Source organism: uncultured Butyricimonas sp. (assembly GCF_959596855.1).
GTDB lineage: Bacteria > Bacteroidota > Bacteroidia > Bacteroidales > Marinifilaceae > Butyricimonas > Butyricimonas muris.
Genome location: NZ_CAUFYA010000002.1, coordinates 1 through 18,859 on the forward strand (window position 1 = coordinate 1; position 18,859 = coordinate 18,859).

Sequence of the window (18,859 nt, forward strand, 5' to 3'; positions counted from 1 at the left end):
TGAAATCAGCATTTTAATTGTTAAACATACACGTTAAAAAGTTTATATATGAAAACGAATCTGTTACCTATTTTAATTATGACACTCGTGTCACCACTTACAGCATTCAGCTATAATTCACCCTCGAAAGAGGAAAGCAAAAAAAGTCTTCCCAAAGTTTACATGGTCAAAGAAATCAGCCCGGAAAGCCTTCTCCGCATATACGAAGCACTTGGGCGAGAAGCCACGGGAAAAGTAGCCGTTAAGATTTCTACTGGAGAACCGGGTGGCAACAATTACTTGAAACCCGCGCTTATCGGCGATCTCGTGAAAAAAGTAAACGGTACCATTGTCGAGTGTAACACCGCTTACGGCGGCGGACGGGCAAACACGACCGCCCACCTGCAAGCAGCCAAAGACCACGGTTTCACAGCCATCGCCGAAATCGATATCATGGACGCGGAGGGAGAAACAGCACTCCCGGTCAAGGGTGGCAAGCACCTGAAAGAAGACTTCGTGGGTTCGCACTTTCTGAATTACGACTTCACGATTATCCTTTCGCACTTCAAGGGACACGCGATGGGTGGCTTCGGTGGCGCGATCAAAAATATGTCGATCGGCATCGCTTCCTCGGCAGGAAAAGCATGGATTCATAGCGCCGGAAAGACAAAAGACGACCCGTGGAGCAACCTGCCCGAACAAGACGATTTCTTGGAATCCATGGCTGAAGCCGCCAAAGCCATCGCCGACCATTGTGGCGAAAAGATTCTCTATATCAGCGTAGCCAATAACCTATCGGTCGACTGTGACTGCGCCTCTGCCCCCGAAGATCCAAAAATGGGCGACATCGGCATCCTCGCCTCCCTAGACCCCGTGGCTTTGGACAAAGCGTGTGTTGATCAAGTGTACTCTTCACCTGATCACGGACGTATCCACTTGATCGAACGGATGGAATCCCGCCACGGCATACACACGCTCGTCCACGCCGAGAAATTAGGCATGGGCAGCCAAAAGTATGAATTAATCCTACTGGACAAGGAATAACAAAGGAAGTATTAACCCTCCACCCTGTTTATAAAGGAAATTAAAAACCGCTTACCGGACTCTACCAAAATTAAGAGGCTGCCGAACAGCCTCTTATTTCTCCCGAATCTTCTTCAAAAACGTCATAAAACCATAAACCGTATCAAATATACATCTTTTCCTTCCCGCTACTTTTAACTCCGCTTCCAAAACCTTTTCCAACGCAGACAGCACGTTATCACAATCCGAAATACCAAATCCCGACACTTGGGATACTTTTTCCATCAATTCTATTCTGTTCATACTTCCATTATTTAATTATAAAACAAAAATATCCCCTATCTTAATACCATTTCAAATAATAAGACAAAACCACTGATTTACGAGACAAACCACCCCAATTACCAGACAATATCTATATCCTTCTGAAATTTCTGCAAATAATATAATAAAAAGTATCCCTCAAAGTTTGCATTTATAACGGAAAGCACTATATTTGCACCGTCAAAAAAATGACACCCGGTTCGGTAGCTCAGTTGGATAGAGCAACGGCCTTCTAAGCCGTAGGTCTTGGGTTCGAATCCCAACCGGATCACCACATTTAAAACAACTTACTTATTTACAGTAAGTTGTTTTTTTATTAAGAACATATTTAAAAACGTAACTCTTTACTCTATTTTTAGGTCAAGTTCCTATAGAGAAATATATTTTCATTCTTCATCTCTTTTCGCAAACTTTTTTAAGGAATAACCCGTAGAATAAATTGTAAAATTTCTTTTTGCGAAACAAGAATTAAAATTATACATTTGAAGATACATATTAAGTCAAACATTTAAATTTTAAACACTATGGCAAAAGTAACACTTGCTGGTAACAGTATAAACACGAAAGGTAACTTACCTTCAGTAGGTTCCGCAGCTCCGGATTTCTCGTTAGTAAAAACGGATTTGTCCGAATTGACATTAGCCGACCAAAAAGGAACACGTGTTGTCCTGAATATTTTCCCGAGTCTTGATACAAGCGTATGCGCTACATCCGTACGCACTTTCAATAAATTAGCCGCAGAGATGAAAAATACGGTGGTACTTGCTATATCAAAAGACCTCCCTTTCGCTCACGCGCGTTTCTGCACGACGGAAGGAATTGATAAAGTAATCCCTCTATCTGCATTCAGGGATCATAAATTCGGGGAGAAATACGGGGTGGAAATGATTGACGGCCCATTAGCAGGTCTATTGGCTCGCTCGGTTGTCGTTATTGACGAAAACGGGAAAATCGTTTATGAAGAACTCGTACCGGAAATCACACACGAACCTAACTATGACGCCGCATTGGCATGTTTGAAAAGTTTATAAGGTCCATAAAGTTATAAAGTTCATAAAGTACAAGTAAACACCCAAAGCTTCAACAAGCTAACTTTATGAACTTTAAATTCCGAAGGAATAACTTTACAAACCTTATAAACAAAAAGGGGCTTTCGCCCCTTTTTATTATTTAGCACGCTCTAATTGAACGGTAAAGTGACGCATTAACGGTGCTTCCCAAGTAATTTGGAAACCACGAGTAATCTGCTCACGACGATCAAATACATTTTTCAAGGCAACGGCTATCACGTCCATATGATTGTTCGTGTACACTCTTCTCGGGATAGCCAGACGCAAAAGATCCAAACCACCGAAACGGTTTTCACGAGTTACCGGATCTCGGTCAGCCAAGATATAACCGATTTCGCAACCGCGAATACCGGCCTCCAAGTACAATTCTACCGTCAACGTCTGAGCCGGGAATTCTTCTTTCGGTACATGAGTCAATACTTTCGGGGCATCGATAAACAAAGCGTGACCTCCGGCGGGACGTTGGTAAGGAATACCAAATTCATCCAGACGTTTTGCCAAGTATTCCACTTGTTTGATACGGGTTTCAAGATTATCGAACTCTGTATTTTCATCCAAACCGATAGCCAGAGCGTTCATATCGCGACCGTTCATACCACCATAAGTCAAGTACCCCTCGAACTGCACGCAGAAGCCCTTAGCTCCCTCGAACCAGTCTTGGTGGCGGGTAGCGATGAAACCTCCCATGTTCACGATAGCATCTTTCTTCGCGCTCATGGTCATACCGTCAGCGTTATCGAACATCTCTTTCACGATCTCTTTGATCGTCTTATTTTGATAACCCTCTTCACGAGTCTTGATAAAATAAGCGTTCTCAGCGAAACGAGCCGAATCGAACAACACGCGTTTGCCATATTTATCGGCGATAGCACGCACTTCCTTGATATTTTTCATGGAAACAGGCTGTCCTCCTGCCGTGTTGTTCGTAACCGTCACGATAATAAACGGAATCTTGTCAGCATGTTCTGCCAACACTTTCTCCAATTTCACCGGATCCAAGTTTCCTTTAAACGGAATCTCCAATTGGGTATCTTTTGCCTCGTCGATAGTCACGTCCCAAGCGATAGCCTTACGTCCCTCGATGTGCCCCTTCGTGGTATCGAAGTGAGAGTTACCGGGAACGATATCGCCTTCTTTTACTAAATAAGAGAAAAGCACGTTCTCGGCAGCGCGTCCTTGGTGAGTCGGGATAATATAATCGAATCCGGTCAAACGGGTAATCATATCCTTCAACTTGAAGAAAGAAGATGCCCCGGCATAACTTTCATCACCCAACATCATTCCTGCCCATTGGCGGTCACTCATGGAACCGGTTCCGGAGTCCGTAATCAAGTCTATATACACTTGCTCCGAACGTAATTGAAACACGTTGTAGTGAGCCTCTTTAATCCATTGTTCTCTCTCTTCACGAGTACTTTTACGGATGGGTTCAACCATCTTAATCTTCCAAGATTCTGCAAAAGGTAATTCCATAATCTTTAAACTTTAAATAGTTAATGATATAAATAATTATAATATGATTTTCCAATCAAACAACCTTAAAAGGTCATCATGTTAAATAAGGAAATAATAAATGTGAGGACACGAGAGACCCCACCTTCAACAAACAAAGGTGTCGCGCTTCTTAATATTTAAGAAAAGTTTACTTACTAATATGACGCTCTTATCTTTCATCGAAGCAAATTTGGGAAAAATAATAAAAAAGACCAAGGAAATCTTGGTCTTTTTTATTATTTCTTTTTTTTCTTCGCATTTCGCTTCCGCATCACGTTTCGTCGATTATCTTCCGCCGTGTAACTATTTTTGGCTTTCTTCTGGTGGAAAGCACCTCCCCCTTGTTGTCGTCCCTGCTGGTAAACGATATTACTTGTTTGCACCTGTTCCTCTTCCAGCAACAACTGGGATATTTCCAACTTCTCCGGCAAATCCAACACCTCCACGCTTTGATTAATCAACCGCTCGATATCCGTGAAGCGGTCTTCCTCTATCTCGGACACGAAACTGATTGCCACTCCCTCTTTTCCCGCACGAGCCGTACGCCCGATACGATGCACGTATTCCTCCGCCAAAGAAGGAATATCAAAGTTTATTACATGAGTCACATCCTGCACGTCAATACCGCGTGCCGCCACGTCTGAAGCCACGAGGATACGAGTTTCCCCTTCTTTAAAAGCACGTAAAGCGTTCAACCGGGTATTCTGTGCCTTGTTCGAGTGTATCACGCTCAACTCTCCTTTCCAATGATCCGCCAAGCGTTCCACGATCCGGTCGGCATTCTTCTTTGTCTCGGTAAATATCATCACTTTCTTGTATCTCTCCTTATCCGCGAGCAATACTTTCAACAAATTGATTTTCGTCGTGATATTCGGCACGTCATACCGGAATTGCTCCACGTGTTCCACCGGGGTTGCTTGACGTGCAACTTCCACCCGCACCGGTTCTTTCAAGAAATCACGGGATAGACTTTCTACCGCTTCCGAGAATGTAGCCGAAAACAACATCGTTTGATGCTTCTCCGGTAATACTTCGAATATACCCTTTAATTGCGGCAGGAACCCCAAATCCATTAACCGGTCGGCCTCATCCACCACGACCGTTTTAATCATTTTCGTCCGGATGATACCATTATAATATATATCCATAAAACGACCGGGTGTGGCGACCAATAAATCTACCCCCTCGAACACCTTATCTTGTTGAGTCCTTATATTCGTACCACCATACACGCCCACGCAACGGATATCCATATATTCCGTCAACAATTCAACACTCTCGCACACTTGCACGACCAACTCCCGCGTAGGCACAACCACCAACGCTCTCGGCACCAACCCTTGCGCATAATGCAATTTCATCAACATCGGGATCAGATAAGCCAGCGTCTTTCCCGTACCCGTCTGTGCTATACCGATAAGGTCTTTCCCGGAACGACTGACAGAAAAAACCTCTTCCTGAATAGGGGTCGGGTTCTCGAAACCAGCCTCTTCCAACGCCATTAAAATCTGCTTATTTATATTCAAATCCTGAAATCCCATAGGTATCATGTTTTAAGTCTATTTATCCGCGAAGGTACAAAAAAGTAGGCACTCGGCAGAAATAAATTTATTTATAAAATAAATTGCATCTAAATATCAAAAATATCACACTCATATTCAAAACGATACGACAAGACATACCCGTTACAAAAAACGCCATAATCAATCCTATATTTGTTTTTTTCAAAATAATGTTCTAAATTTATTGCAGGTAAAACCTCTAAAATTACTACGCTATGACTTATACTATTACTTTTAACGAGTTAAGGAAGATCAAAGACATGTTACCCCACGGAAGTATGCAAACTATTGCAGACGATTTGGGCATCAGTACTGACACAGTGCGTAACTACTTCGGAGCCGATAATTATGACAACGGAGGTTCTAGTGCCGGAATTCACGTGGAGCAAGGACCGGACGGGGGAATTGTAGTCTTAGATGACACTACCATTCTGGACAAGGCCAAGGAACTCCTGAACGTGTAGAAAAAAATTAGAGCCGGGAACTGTCGAAAAAACGTTCCCGGTATTTTTTTACCGCTTTTTTATCTACTTTTGCAACGGCAAGTTCACGGTATAAACTTGTAACCTGCCAACTTGTAACCTGTAACGTCGCACGGCGACATAATATATTATGAGCAAAATAGTACTAAAAGCCGGTAAAGAGAGATCCTTGTACAGACTTCACCCGTGGGTATTCTCGGGTGCCATCGCCAAAAAAGACAATGACATCCAAGAGGGAGATGTCGTGAAAGTATATGACCACGACAATGAATTTCTTGCCGTCGGGCACTACCAGATCGGGAGTATTGCCGTGCGTGTGCTCAGTTTCAAAGAAGAAACGATTGATTATCCTTTTTGGGTAGAACGCATCCGTCAAGCACACCACACCCGCGTTGCCATCGGTCTGGCAACGGCATCGAATAATAACGTTTTTCGTTTGGTACATGGTGAAGGAGATGATCTTTCCGGGCTTATCGTGGACTATTATGCCGGGGTAGCCGTGGTACAATTCCACACCGTGGGCATGTACAAGGCAAGAGAAGAGATCACGAAAGCCCTTCTCGAAGTCATGGGCGACAAAATCACCGCCATATACGACAAATCGGAAGGAACTCTCCCCTACAAGGCAGGACTGAACCCGGAAAACGGCTACTTGTACGGGCACACCGATAACTTTATCGCCACCGAAAACGGACTGAAATTCAACGTGGACTGGCTCGAAGGCCAAAAAACGGGTTTCTTTATTGACCAACGGGAAAACCGAAGCCTTTTGGAACAATACTCTCAAGGAAAAAACGTACTCAACATGTTCTGTTACACGGGTGGCTTCTCTTTCTATGCCATGCGAGGCGGAGCAAAACTCGTGCATTCGGTTGACGCCTCGGCAAGAGCTATTGAACTGACCAACCAAAACGTGGAACTGAACTTTCCCGGTGATTCCCGCCACGAGGCATTCGTGGAAGACGCTTTCAAATTCTTGAATCAATCCCACGACAAATACGACCTCATTATCCTCGATCCCCCGGCATTCGCCAAACACCAAAACGTACTTGACAATGCCATACAGGGTTACAAAAAACTCAACCGCAAAGGTATCGAAGTCGTGAAACCGGGTGGTATCATCTTCACCTTCTCGTGTTCTCAAGTGATGACGAAAGACTTGTTCCGCCAAACTGTGTTCACTGCGGCGGCAAACACCGGACGCAAAGTCAAAATATTACATCAATTGACACAACCAGCCGATCACCCGATCAGCATTTATCACCCGGAAGGGGAGTATTTGAAAGGATTGGTGTTATACGTGGAATAGCATTTAATGAAAAGAGTATCCGAAAAGTTATTTTTGGATACTCTTTATCAATCTAAAACAGTTCACTAGAAAACAAATATCTTAATCTAATCGAATACTACCATCGGGATAAATCTCCACGGATATATCCATTGAATGTTCTTTCTTTAGCAGGAAATGATACACGTTATCACCGGAAGCATACTGGATAAAATGTATGTTGTCTATCGAAAAAGTATTATACGCTTCACCTTTCAGCACATCCAATACCACTTGCGGCACATTTGCCTCCAGTACAGGCCATGAAGTTTTGATCCAGCTATTATCGCGAGCGAACAGAACTTCTTTTACTTGATTTTCATCAAGGATATCCACTTCCAAGATTCCGTCTTGCCAACGTTCATCATGGACAACCAATGCTTTCGGATAATTTTGCGTGATAAAACTACTGACTGTTGCCGGTAAATCTACCGCGTTTTCCTCCGCTTGTTTTATCAATTCACCCTCTTCATCAAAATAAAGATACATCTCTTGATTAGCATTTTCTATCTCCAGACGATACACGGGAGATGTATTCACCCGCTCCACGTACTCCACATCCTCAACTTTCCAAGAGCCGTATATACTTCCGGTAAATCCGGTTTTTACCTTTTCCGGCAGATTAGCGTACAGCATATCTTTCTCCGTCATCACCCATTCGCCGTCTTTACCGAACCAAGCCTCACATTCCTGCCCCGCCTCACGGAATTCAGCTTTCTCATACACACCGTTTTTCTCCCATGTCACGGCTGTCGCGTTCGGGAACTTCGCCGTAAAAGCTTCCACGACACTCTTTCCCGGCTTGTAATTCTTATCATCATCATCATCATCGTCATCATGACAAGCGGCAAAAACAAATAACGAGGCAATCCATAGGGTTACCATCAAAATCTTTCCTCTCATAATCTTTCCTATTTATCTGTTTAACATTATGTTCCTACTATCCCTTCTAACGAAAAACAGGAGCAGAAGGTTTCTATCGAAAAAAAACAAAATAACAGGACAATCTGTTCGCGGATTGCTTACTTTTGCACCGGAATTTAAGGACTATGAAATGGATAATTGTCAAGAAATAAGCACATCCGGGAAAAGCACGAAAGACAATATCATCTCGATATGTGTCTTCTTGTCGGGATTCTCTTGTTTTGCACAGTTGTATTATTTTCAACCGTTATTGCCCGATCTTGCACACGAGTTCAACCTATCGGCAAGTTATAGCAGTCTGGCTATTTCGTTTTCAACCTTAGGTATGGTCATCGGACTATTTACCGCCATGTTCGTGGCGGACAGTATCCCAAGAAAAAATTTAATCAGTGCGGCACTATTGTCCTCTTCTGTCGCCTCGGTAATCTGTTCGTATTCAAATTCCTTTTTCTTGCTCGTGACGCTCAGTGCCTTAAAAGGCTTTTTGCTATCGGGAGCGACATCCGTATCGCTGGCATACATATCGGAAGAAGTATTACCCAAGAACAAAGGTAAAATTACCGGGTTATACATCGCCGGAAACGCACTCGGGGGAATGGGCGGACGCGTGATTTCCTCATATCTCAGCACGGAATTCTCGTGGCGGACAGCATCCGCTTCTATCGGAGTGTTATGTGCCGTCTTCGCGATCTTATTCTTGATTTTCAGTCCCCGTTCCATTAATTTCAAGCCGAAGAAAGAGAACTTCAAATCACTCATCATTTCCAATTTGCATTTGCTCACTTCAGCCAAATTACTCCCGTTCTATCTGATTGGATCACTTATGCTGGGAATATTCGTGAGCCTGTACAATTATCTAGGTTTCTACCTCGTGAAAGAGCCTTTCAATTTTCCGGATTACTTGATTCACTACATTTACTTCATGTATATTTTCGGGGTATTCGGTTCTATCGCTACCGCAAAACTCACCGCACGATACAACCATTTCAAGATACAGAAAACCATCGTATTATCGTCCGTGGCGGCACTCCTGTTGTTGTACGTGAACAATTTCTGGATCGTCACTCTGGGGCTAGCCATTTTCACGTTCAATTTCTTCGTGGTGCATGTCATCTGTAACCGTGTCGTGAGCGACTACAATCTACAAAAACGCTCTGTCACCATATCCATATACCTTCTCTTCTATTACATGGGTTCCAGCGTATGGGGATCAGCCACCGGCGTCGTCCTCGACAACTTCGGCTGGCAATGGTTTATCGCCACGCTCATAGCCCTAACGTTCATCTTATACGCCATCGCTTACAGGGGTGCACGGTTGATGCAGGAAAATTAAAAAGCTCCCGTCTGTACGACGAGAGCTTTTTGGCAAAATTTTTTCAATGGCTTACGTTGAAAAGAAAAATCATATTATTAACATTACAAAGATCTCGATTTTACTCTTTCCCCACAATCCCCTACATTAGGTATATTTTCGACAAAAAATCATTCCACCTCATTAATATCAATGAGATTATTCAAAATAGCATACACCGTAAGTCCCGATACGGACTTAATCCCGGTTTTCCGGATGATATTTTTCCGGTGCGTGATGACCGTGTGCACGGATATATGATGCTGGTCGGCAATCTCCTTATTGATTTTCCCTTTTGCCAATGACACCAATATTTCTTTCTCCCGCTCGGAAAGTTCATTTTTATCTGCCGCGTCAGACGGAGCATTCAGCGCATCCAGCGATTGCAACAACTTTTGTGCTATCTTCTCCGAATCATCCGAGATGTCGATCACCGTGTGATATTGTTTCAACACTTCCGGTTCTATATATTGATATACCAAAGCTACTAAAGCCGCATTTCTCATTCCCTCGAACAACTCTTCCAAGTGTTGTCGCCTTTTCGGCTCCACGGTCGAAGGATTAATAATAATAATATCCGGTTCGAGATGATTTATCTTCTCCACGCAATGATAGCAATCGGCAAGTAAGGCAACAACCTCAAAATCATGCCTAATCTCTATTAACTTCCGCAAACCGGTCGATATGATCATTGACGGCTCAATAATAACAATCCGATAACATTTATTATTGCTTGCCATACTGTTGTTCTAATTTCTTGACTAACGGGATTAGAATTTTATCCTCGATTAAAGAATGTTTGCTTAAATCCTCTTCTAATGAAAATATACCGAACAGCACCCGGATACGCATTTCCGACAGCGCATCTCCTTGTAAATACTTCATTATAATATTTTTCAAGTCATTCAGTTTATCATCTATATTACTGTGATTCTCCTTGAATTCCTCGATCTCGTAATTTCCCGAACGACTCCCGTGCACGATACCGGAAATATAGGGGAAAACCGTGTCCTCCTCGTAGGCGAAATGTCGGATAACCTCATTCTTATACTCGTTGAAAAAAAGATGAAGTATCTTTTTATGATGTTCCTCGCAATTCTCGGAAATCTCCTTCAACTGTTCCTCTATCACGAACATCCGGCTATTGAGATAATAATCATGAGAATTTTTCAAGTAAGCAATCAACTGGTCTACATCCGGCCCGATACGCTCGATTTCCTTATCCGTGGGCAAATACGCTTCATTGCTGTACACGTTACAGATCATCAGAAACAGAGGGCAAGATACATGATTCGCCTCACAACACTCCTTTACGGTCTTGTCCCCGAATCCCAGATTCAACCCGAAACGATGCAAAAGCAACAAGAGCGAATAATCGGCATGAATAACATCTGCCAGTTTCATATCAGCAGAAAATAAACGTGAATTCATAGTAGTATTTTTATCACAAATATTGGAAATATTCGACTCTCCACCAAGTTTATTCATCAGTTTATAGAATTATTTATAATATTTCACGACATCAAAAGTACAAAAGTATCCGAAGCAATAACATCCTCAAAATCGGGTAAAAGCACGGGCACCCATCCCCATAAATGGGGATTATATCCCTGTAAATCGAATTATCCTTCGTATTTCACACAAGATCGCCAATATATAGTAAATGAAATTTATTGTTCATTAAAGAAGAAATTATAATTTTGTCAGGAATATATCACATAAAAAACAAATGGAAAAGGATCAAGTCATATTACTGGAACAACTTTTCAATCGTTATTTTAGTCATCTGGTTCTTTATTCCAGAAAGCTGATCGGAGCACAAGAACCGGCGGAAGACATTGTTCAAGATGTATTCCTGCACTTGTTCGAAAGTAAACGCCTAAAGTTCGCGACTCCTTCATTTCTATTTACTTGTGTGAAAAACGCTTCTTTAAATTACATAAACTTCTCGAAAAAGAGAATGGTTCCCCTCTCTCCCGCTCAAGAATTTATCCCGGATAAAGATGTACAGGAAGAAATCGCCCACATGCAACAACTGGAACGACTGGATACTGCCATTGAATCTTTACCTGCCAAATGCAAAGAGATATTCAAGCGGGTATATTTACAAGGTCAACGCTATGAAGATGTCGCCACACAGTTGGAAATCTCTTATCACACCGTGAAGGCGCACATGACAACCGCCTTTAAACATTTACGAAAACACCTTTTAGTATTACTTTTCCTTCTTCGAAATGTTAAATTCAAGAGAAAGTGAAAAAAAAGTTGGAAAAATGACTAGGTAGATTCTGCGTCATATTTGTTATTATTATAAACAATATCACAGAACCATGCCAAACGAGCAAGAAAATATAGACGAACAAATCATCCGGGATTGGGTTGAAATGAAAAAACTACAACATCCCGGATATTGGACGCAGATGAAGGATAAACTTCAAATTGCCATCCGCCGAAAGTATAAAATACGAATAGTAAAATATGCTGCCATATTCATGTTACCTGTTTTAGCATGCGGACTTTATCTCTTGCTGGATAATCCTCATCACACTCCCCCGCGGACAGAACAAACTTTGGCAAAAATATTACCGGGTGATAAAAAAGCTATTCTATATACATCAGATGGTAGTTCACTCGTCCTTTCCGAGGATACACTCTCGTTGACAGAGATCAACGGAACCCGGATACTATCCGCGAAAGACGAAGGAATTGTCTATACCCCGCAAACAACGAGTAACACGATAGAAATCTATAACACGCTTGTAGTTCCTCTTAAAGGAGAATATAACATCACTCTCTGCGACGGAACCCAAGTATGGCTAAACTCATCTTCCTCATTGAAGTATCCCGTTATCTTTTCAGATTCCGTTCGGGAAGTACACTTGGAAGGCGAGGCTTTCTTTATCGTGACCGAGAATAAAGAAAAACCGTTTATCGTGACAACAAAAGATTACTCCGTCAAAGTACTGGGAACAGCTTTTAACGTGATGGACTACAATGATGACAATTATTCTCACACGACACTGGCAAAAGGAAAAATCGAAATATTACACGGGGACAAACGCCAAATATTAATCCCGGGCGAGCAGGCAGTTCTGAAAGACGGGAAAATATCCATAAAGAAAGTAGACCCGCACTATTACACCACGTGGATGAACGACCGTTTCTACTTTGACAGCGAATGTCTGGAAAACATCATGAAAAAATTATCCAGATGGTACGATGTACAAGTAACATTCAAGGATGAAGCGGCAAAACAATATCATTTCGAGGGAAGCGTACCTAAATACAGCAGCATCAAAGAAATTTGTAATATTATAGAATTAACGACACACGTGAGGTTTGAACTGGAAAAGAATAATATAATTGTTAAACTAAAGGAATAGAGGATGTAAATGTCATTTCTGTATCTTGATATCAATCTGAAATGACACGATAAACGAATCATTAAAAAACTTAATACTGAACTGAAAAGTATCGGTAAACGGGAGAATTATACAATGAAGTATCACTATCTAAAACGAGAATTTATGTCATTAATCCAACGTTTATTAATCGTAAAAAAGGAGAGAAAAAAACTTTTTTATAGGGATTGCAGTAAAATGCTAATCACCTGATATATAGATGATAGTTTGTTATTTGTGCGGCGTTTTGAAACGTGCACTTAAACAAGTAATAAACGTTCGTTTATTGAGCATGACTTTTATGGTAATTAATACTTAAGATAATTAACATAAACCATAACACAACTTATGAAAAAAAATATCAATAACCTACTAAACCGGTATCTGTTAATTACATTTACCCTATGTTTTGCCTCCCTCTCGTTTGCAGGGAACGGAACTCAAATTCAGGACAAAATCATCAGTGTCGATTTCAAAAATGAAACTTTGGCAAATGTCCTCAAAGAACTAAAAAACAAAACAGGTTACGAATTCCTGTATAACTTGGAAATAGTTAATAAAGCTCCGCTCGTCACCGTGAAAGCAGAAAAGAAACCTTTCACGCAAGTTTTAACCCTCTGCCTTGAAAATACAGATTTCACGTATCAGATTATCGACGATACGGTCGTTATAAAATTAAAGGAAGAAAATGATAATACACCACAGAATAAAGAAATCAGCGGTGTCGTACTTGACGAGAACAACTCCCCTTTACCCGGAACAACGATCATGATAAAGGGAACACAAGTAGGTTCCGCCACGGATAAAGACGGCAAATTCAAACTGACACTTCCGAATATCAAGAACATCACACTGGTGGTTAGTTTTCTTGGTTTTGAAACACAAGAAATCGAGCTATCAAACCAGAAAGAGATCAAGATCATTCTCCGGGAGAAAAAAGAAAGTCTGGAAGATGTCGTGGTTACCGGTTACGCTAACGTAAAAAAATCCAGCTTCACGGGATCAGCCATCCGGGTAGAGAAAAAAGAATTGTTAAAGGTTGCTTCACGAAATGTCATATCGGCATTACAAGTTTTCGATCCCTCTTTGCGCATCATGAAAAATAACGACATGGGGTCCGACCCGAATACTGTTCCCGAATTTTACATCCGCGGACGTTCCGGCGTGGGCGTTATGGAACTCGACAAAAATTCCGTATCCAAAACGGCCTTACAGAACAACCCCAACTCCCCCCTGTTTATCATGGACGGGTATGAGGTAAAAATAGATAAAGTGTACGATTTCGACCCGAACCGGATAGCGAACATCACGATTCTGAAAGATGCTGCCGCAACAGCCTTGTATGGTTCCCGTGCCGCCAACGGTGTGATTGTGATTGAAACCGTGGCTCCACAACCCGGCAAACTCCGTGTTTCTTACGACTTCATGGGAGAATTAACTGTACCGGATATCTCTGACTACAACTTGATGAACGCAAGTGAGAAGTTGGAGGCTGAACGCTTGGCAGGCTTCTTTGACTCTGAAGCTCCCGTAGAATACCAAAGCCTGCAACAAGAATATATCGAGAAAAGAAACAACATCATGGCAGGCGTGAACACCGATTGGATTTCCTTGCCCTTGAGAAATCCCTTTAATCACAAACACAGCCTGTTTGTCGAGGGTGGTTCCAACGATTTTCGATTCGGCATCACCATGCGTTATGACGTACAAAACGGAGTAATGAAAGAGTCTGGGAGAACTCGTATCGGCTCTTCTTTTATGCTGGATTACCGGGTAAAGAACTTACAATTGCGCAACGAAGTCAGTTATGATGTTACCAAAGGTACAAACTCACCTTATGGGGATTTCAGCGAATATACCCGCCGCCTACCTTACGTGTCTTACAAAGATATTGACGGAAACTACGTGAACGACTTGAAATGGCATATTAACGATACCCGTTTAAATCCTTATTACGAGGCAAAACTAATGAAGAATTTCAGTCACAATAATTACAGTTCACTGACGGATAATCTGGGTGTGAACTGGTATATCATGGACGGATTCCAAATGAAAGCCCAATTCTCAATCACGAAAACAAACGAGTGGTCTTCCGTTTTCGTCGATCCGGAATCTGCCACGTTCAAGAATAGTACCGAGGACTTAAGCGTACAAAAAGGGACATTGGACAAGAGCAATTCCGAAACAATAAACTGGAACTTTAAAGCATTCGCCAATTACGTGAAGACGTTAGGCAATCACAACATCAACTTCTCGGTCGGAGTCGAATTAAACGAGAACAAATACAGCTACGAGAGCACCACTTTCCGTGGGTTCCCTTCCGGAGAGCTAAGTTCCCCCATGTACGCTGAAAAATCGGATGCTCCCACATTCTCCGATAATCACACCCGTCTATCCAGCGTGTACGCCGCTTTAAATTATTCTTTTCAAGATATTTATCTACTAGATGCCTCCTACCGCATGGACGGTTCTTCCGAATTCGGGGTAGATAACAAAACAGCTTCATTCTACGCTATCGGTGCGGGAGTCAATTTCCATAAATACGATTTTATGCAGAAATTGGATAAAATCAGCCAGCTAAGATTAACCGGTACTTACGGACAAACCGGTAAAGTAAACTTCCCCGCTTACGCCGCAAAACACACGTATAAAATCTCTGACAAGTATTACGGCACGGGCAACGGACTGACGCTATTCTACATGGGTAATGATAAATTAACATGGGAAAAGACAAACGAATTAAACCTCCGTCTGGTTCTGGGATTATTTAACGACAACATCACATTGGAAGCCGATTGGTATAACAAATTGACTAAAGATTTGATCACGGACGTGACTATTCCGGTATCCACGGGATTCGAATCTTACAAGGATAATCTTGGAGAAGTACGAAACCGGGGATATGAAATAATCCTGCGTGCCAACGTGTACAAAACGCAAAACTGGGATGTTATCCTGTACGGGAACATGGCACATAACAAGAACCGGATCATGAAAATCTCCGAGTCGTTAAAGGCATACAACACCCGTGTTGACGAGGAATTCGCCAAATTTGAAAATGATAAAAAGAACTTAACCTATGCCAAACCGCTTATAAAATACGAGGAAGGCAGTTCATTAACAGCTATTTGGGGTATGAAATCCTTGGGTATCAACCCCAGCGACGGAAAGGAGATATTTGTAAACCGGGACGGAACAATTTCTTACGATTATGTTTCCTCCCAACAACAGATTCTCGGAGACAAGGAACCGGATGCACAAGGTAGTTTCGGGGTAAACCTGCGTTACAGGAATTTCTCGTTGTTCGCTTCCTTTATGTATGAATTCGGCGCACAAGTATACAACACGACTCTCGTGGAAAAAGTGGAGTGCGTTGACCTGCGTTACCAGAATGCGGATAAACGCGTACTGACACAACGCTGGGAATCAGCCGGACAACGTACCACACTAAAAGACATCAAGGATAGAAGCGAAACTACACGCCCGACGTCCAGATTCGTACAAGACTACAACGCGATAGATTTCACCTCATTGAGTTTAAGTTATGATTTTAATCGTGAATTAATCCATCGTTTCGGTTTGAGTATGCTCCGCCTGCAATTCCAAATGGGTGATGTCGCTCACATCTCGAATGTGAAACAAGAAAGAGGACTATCCTACCCTTTCAGCCGTACATTTAATTTCTCTTTAAATGCAACTTTCTAAATCATGATGCTATGAACAAAATAAAATACTATATCATTCTGGCAACCATCACTTTGTTTACCTTGAACGGTTGTGGAAACTGGTTAGACGTTTCTCCTGAAAATCAGGTAACGGACGAGAAATTATTTGATGATTATTCAGGCTTTCGTAATGCATTGAACGGAATATATCAGGAACTTTCTCAACAAGGTCTATACGGGCGGGAACTATCGTGGGGATTGATAAGCGTACTCGCACAGGATTACAATGCCGACAGGTTGAATAAAGCTTACCCGGAAGTCGCAACTTACAACTACGATCTGGCAGATACCAAAAAAATGATTGACAATCTATGGATACAGATGTATAATGCCATCGCGAACTGTAACAAATTAATTGAAGAGATTCAAAAAAAGGACGGAACATTCTTCCCGTTGGGAAAAGCAGAAAAAGACTTAATCGAGGGAGAAGCCCTTGCCTTGCGCGCATTCATTCACTTCGATTTATTACGTTTATTCGCCCCGTCCCCAAAAGTGAACGCAACCGGTACGTATTTACCTTATTTCACGACTTACCCGTCAAAATATGAACCGAAACAAAAAACATCCGATTTCTTGCAACTCGTGATCGGTGATCTGTCGAAAGCCAAAGATCTGGTAGCCCACTTTGATTCTACCCATGTAACAGAAACCGGTTTGTATTCCGCAACATGGAGATACACCCCGCAAAGTATAAATTTAGGTCGTTTCTTCAATTCCCGCGGTATCCGACTAAATTACATAGCCATTCACGGTTTGCTCGCCCGGGTATACATGTATGCCGGAGATGAAACGAATGCCGAAAAAGAAGCTCGTTTCGTTCTGGAACATTTTGTAGCATCAGAAGGTGGTGAAGACGCGTTACGTTTTGCCTCAACAAGTGAATTAACTTCCGGTAAAGGATTGCATACCAAGTATAAATCGGAAATTATGTTTGCCTTGTATGATGACAAATTAACGGACTTATACGACGAATTTAAAACCACGAACAACACACGTTTCGCACTAAAAGCATGGACGGACTTCTTCACGGAAGACGGGGACGATTCGAGAAAGAATCTGGGTGAATATAATTATGAAACAGGATTGTACAACTTATTAAAGTGGCAATCTTTCGACACGGAAGTTCCCGATGTCACACCGAATTTTAACCTGATTCCGGTATTGCGTCTGTCTGAAATGTATTATATCATCAGCGAATGTCGCTATAATACCAGCGATGCGACGAACGCCCAAGTATACTTGCAAAAAGTCAGAGACGCGTACCAAGCTGACAACCGGACAGTTGACATGAATCGTTACCAGAAGGAATTAACGCTGGAAATGAAAAAGGAATATTTGACGGAAGGTCAACTGTTTTTCTTTTACAAACGCTTGAACATAGCCATCGAGAATGGCGGAGAAACCGTAAACGTGGGAAACAAATTTGTACTTCCCATCCCGGAAAAAGAAGATGTATTCTAAACGATAAAGGAGAACAACTATGAAAAAAATATTACTATTCGGTTTATTAGCAGGGTTATTGAACGCTTGCAGCAAAGAAAATATCCCTTTATATGACTCACAACATTACGTGCAATTCGTGAATGATTACACGGACTCAATGGAGATATCGTTCTTCTTCTACGGTTCGGCACAACAAATAGAAATACCGTTACCCGTAAAACTCGTGGGTATGCCCTTAACCGAGGCAAAAGAAATAGTATTAAAAGCAAACAGCCAATACACGACGGCTTCATCCTCTCAATTCGCACTGCCAGACAAAGCTTTGTTTAAAGCCGGCCAAACAATGGACACGCTTTACATCACGTTAAAACAGGAAGGCTTGAATCAAAAAGTTCGACTGGTTGTCGATATCGCTGACGGTACGGAAATACTTAGCGGGCAGAGCCTTTATTCCCGACAAATTATATGGTTCAGCACGGAGATATCCCGTCCGGGATGGTGGGACAGTGACGTGGAAGATGTTTTCTTGGGAAAATATTCCATACCTAAATTCCAGAAATTAATTGACGTCACGGGAACCGGTGACTGGGAAAACAAAAACTATGACGAGCGTAGAGCCCTTGCCTTGCAATTCAAACGGGAATTATTACGGTTACGTTATGCCGGAACGCCTTATCCGGACGAAGAATTGGGATTAGACGATATGTCCACGGATATCCCCGTGTTAGGTTATTAATCATCACATGAAAAGAAA

16 protein-coding genes and 1 tRNA gene are annotated in these 18,859 nt (G+C 42.1%); 11 read left to right on the plus strand and 6 right to left on the minus strand.

The window, feature by feature from the left end; translation table 11 throughout:
* The first annotated feature begins 48 nt into the window (after positions 1–48).
* Entirely contained in the window at positions 49–1,023 is a 975-nt protein-coding gene (locus Q5866_RS01330; RefSeq protein WP_227215263.1) for a DUF362 domain-containing protein, read from the plus strand.
* A 93-nt stretch (positions 1,024–1,116) separates the two neighbouring features.
* Here the strand turns inward: Q5866_RS01330 and Q5866_RS01335 are convergent, their stop codons facing one another.
* On the minus strand, positions 1,117–1,305 hold the full coding sequence (locus tag Q5866_RS01335) for a hypothetical protein (RefSeq protein ID WP_099292082.1): 189 nt from the start codon (positions 1,303–1,305) through the stop codon (positions 1,117–1,119).
* Between the two features lie 218 nt (positions 1,306–1,523).
* Between Q5866_RS01335 and Q5866_RS01340 the strand changes: the two genes are divergently transcribed.
* Together Q5866_RS01340 and tpx are read left to right on the plus strand one after the other, a co-directional pair.
* A tRNA-Arg gene (locus Q5866_RS01340) sits at positions 1,524–1,600 on the plus strand.
* A 250-nt stretch (positions 1,601–1,850) separates the two neighbouring features.
* Positions 1,851–2,357 carry a thiol peroxidase gene (tpx, locus tag Q5866_RS01345; protein WP_099292081.1) on the plus strand — a complete coding sequence of 169 codons (507 nt, stop codon included), beginning with the start codon at positions 1,851–1,853 and terminating at the stop codon, positions 2,355–2,357.
* Between the two features lie 135 nt (positions 2,358–2,492).
* Here tpx and Q5866_RS01350 read toward each other — a convergent pair whose 3' ends face one another.
* Positions 2,493–3,869, minus strand: a complete 1,377-nt coding sequence (locus Q5866_RS01350) for a tryptophanase (RefSeq protein WP_099292080.1) — start codon at positions 3,867–3,869, stop codon at positions 2,493–2,495.
* A 257-nt stretch (positions 3,870–4,126) separates the two neighbouring features.
* Entirely contained in the window at positions 4,127–5,431 is a 1,305-nt protein-coding gene (locus tag Q5866_RS01355) for a DEAD/DEAH box helicase (protein ID WP_099292079.1), read from the minus strand.
* 236 nt (positions 5,432–5,667) lie between these two features.
* Between Q5866_RS01355 and Q5866_RS01360 the strand changes: the two genes are divergently transcribed.
* Together Q5866_RS01360 and Q5866_RS01365 are read left to right on the plus strand one after the other, a co-directional pair.
* The gene (locus tag Q5866_RS01360) at positions 5,668–5,916 is read left to right on the plus strand and encodes a DNA-binding protein (protein ID WP_099292078.1); all 249 of its coding nucleotides are present in this window, start codon (positions 5,668–5,670) and stop codon (positions 5,914–5,916) included.
* A gap of 148 nt (positions 5,917–6,064) precedes the next feature.
* Entirely contained in the window at positions 6,065–7,243 is a 1,179-nt protein-coding gene (locus tag Q5866_RS01365) for a class I SAM-dependent rRNA methyltransferase (RefSeq protein ID WP_292270446.1), read from the plus strand.
* Positions 7,244–7,324: 81 nt separating this feature from the next.
* On the opposite strand, the gene Q5866_RS01370 is transcribed toward Q5866_RS01365, so the two are convergent.
* On the minus strand, positions 7,325–8,164 hold the full coding sequence (locus tag Q5866_RS01370; protein ID WP_303178285.1) for a PepSY-like domain-containing protein: 840 nt from the start codon (positions 8,162–8,164) through the stop codon (positions 7,325–7,327).
* A 151-nt stretch (positions 8,165–8,315) separates the two neighbouring features.
* Here Q5866_RS01370 and Q5866_RS01375 point away from each other — a divergent pair, with 151 nt between their 5' ends.
* Positions 8,316–9,518, plus strand: a complete 1,203-nt coding sequence (locus Q5866_RS01375; protein ID WP_303178287.1) for an MFS transporter — start codon at positions 8,316–8,318, stop codon at positions 9,516–9,518.
* Between the two features lie 149 nt (positions 9,519–9,667).
* Here the strand turns inward: Q5866_RS01375 and Q5866_RS01380 are convergent, their stop codons facing one another.
* Positions 9,668–10,276 (minus strand): response regulator transcription factor, encoded by a 609-nt coding sequence (locus tag Q5866_RS01380; RefSeq protein WP_303178289.1) that lies wholly within the window; start codon positions 10,274–10,276, stop codon positions 9,668–9,670.
* Positions 10,263–10,967, minus strand: a complete 705-nt coding sequence (locus tag Q5866_RS01385; protein ID WP_227215257.1) for a hemerythrin domain-containing protein — start codon at positions 10,965–10,967, stop codon at positions 10,263–10,265. The genes Q5866_RS01380 and Q5866_RS01385 overlap by 14 nt, the downstream gene beginning before the upstream one ends.
* A gap of 298 nt (positions 10,968–11,265) precedes the next feature.
* On the opposite strand from Q5866_RS01385, the gene Q5866_RS01390 reads away from it, so the two are divergent.
* The 5 genes from Q5866_RS01390 to Q5866_RS01410 all read left to right on the plus strand — a co-directional run bounded on the left by Q5866_RS01390 (position 11,266) and on the right by Q5866_RS01410 (position 18,841).
* Positions 11,266–11,793: a sigma-70 family RNA polymerase sigma factor gene (locus tag Q5866_RS01390; protein ID WP_099292073.1), complete on the plus strand. Its 528-nt coding sequence runs from the start codon at positions 11,266–11,268 to the stop codon at positions 11,791–11,793.
* 73 nt (positions 11,794–11,866) lie between these two features.
* On the plus strand, positions 11,867–12,919 hold the full coding sequence (locus Q5866_RS01395) for a FecR family protein (protein WP_099292072.1): 1,053 nt from the start codon (positions 11,867–11,869) through the stop codon (positions 12,917–12,919).
* A 366-nt stretch (positions 12,920–13,285) separates the two neighbouring features.
* Positions 13,286–16,642 carry a SusC/RagA family TonB-linked outer membrane protein gene (locus Q5866_RS01400; RefSeq protein ID WP_303178292.1) on the plus strand — a complete coding sequence of 1,119 codons (3,357 nt, stop codon included), beginning with the start codon at positions 13,286–13,288 and terminating at the stop codon, positions 16,640–16,642.
* Between the two features lie 11 nt (positions 16,643–16,653).
* On the plus strand, positions 16,654–18,123 hold the full coding sequence (locus Q5866_RS01405) for a RagB/SusD family nutrient uptake outer membrane protein (protein WP_186975089.1): 1,470 nt from the start codon (positions 16,654–16,656) through the stop codon (positions 18,121–18,123).
* 19 nt (positions 18,124–18,142) lie between these two features.
* Positions 18,143–18,841 carry a DUF4843 domain-containing protein gene (locus Q5866_RS01410; RefSeq protein WP_303178295.1) on the plus strand — a complete coding sequence of 233 codons (699 nt, stop codon included), beginning with the start codon at positions 18,143–18,145 and terminating at the stop codon, positions 18,839–18,841.
* Positions 18,842–18,859 lie beyond the last annotated feature (18 nt).

Coding starts and splice junctions, on each gene's coding strand:
- Q5866_RS01330 (WP_227215263.1), top strand. CDS start 49: ATGAAAACGAATCTGTTACCTATTTTAATTATGACACTCGTGTCACCA.
- Q5866_RS01335 (WP_099292082.1), bottom strand. CDS start 1,305: ATGAACAGAATAGAATTGATGGAAAAAGTATCCCAAGTGTCGGGATTT.
- tpx (WP_099292081.1), top strand. CDS start 1,851: ATGGCAAAAGTAACACTTGCTGGTAACAGTATAAACACGAAAGGTAAC.
- Q5866_RS01350 (WP_099292080.1), bottom strand. CDS start 3,869: ATGGAATTACCTTTTGCAGAATCTTGGAAGATTAAGATGGTTGAACCC.
- Q5866_RS01355 (WP_099292079.1), bottom strand. CDS start 5,431: ATGGGATTTCAGGATTTGAATATAAATAAGCAGATTTTAATGGCGTTG.
- Q5866_RS01360 (WP_099292078.1), top strand. CDS start 5,668: ATGACTTATACTATTACTTTTAACGAGTTAAGGAAGATCAAAGACATG.
- Q5866_RS01365 (WP_292270446.1), top strand. CDS start 6,065: ATGAGCAAAATAGTACTAAAAGCCGGTAAAGAGAGATCCTTGTACAGA.
- Q5866_RS01370 (WP_303178285.1), bottom strand. CDS start 8,164: ATGAGAGGAAAGATTTTGATGGTAACCCTATGGATTGCCTCGTTATTT.
- Q5866_RS01375 (WP_303178287.1), top strand. CDS start 8,316: ATGGATAATTGTCAAGAAATAAGCACATCCGGGAAAAGCACGAAAGAC.
- Q5866_RS01380 (WP_303178289.1), bottom strand. CDS start 10,276: ATGGCAAGCAATAATAAATGTTATCGGATTGTTATTATTGAGCCGTCA.
- Q5866_RS01385 (WP_227215257.1), bottom strand. CDS start 10,967: ATGAATTCACGTTTATTTTCTGCTGATATGAAACTGGCAGATGTTATT.
- Q5866_RS01390 (WP_099292073.1), top strand. CDS start 11,266: ATGGAAAAGGATCAAGTCATATTACTGGAACAACTTTTCAATCGTTAT.
- Q5866_RS01395 (WP_099292072.1), top strand. CDS start 11,867: ATGCCAAACGAGCAAGAAAATATAGACGAACAAATCATCCGGGATTGG.
- Q5866_RS01400 (WP_303178292.1), top strand. CDS start 13,286: ATGAAAAAAAATATCAATAACCTACTAAACCGGTATCTGTTAATTACA.
- Q5866_RS01405 (WP_186975089.1), top strand. CDS start 16,654: ATGAACAAAATAAAATACTATATCATTCTGGCAACCATCACTTTGTTT.
- Q5866_RS01410 (WP_303178295.1), top strand. CDS start 18,143: ATGAAAAAAATATTACTATTCGGTTTATTAGCAGGGTTATTGAACGCT.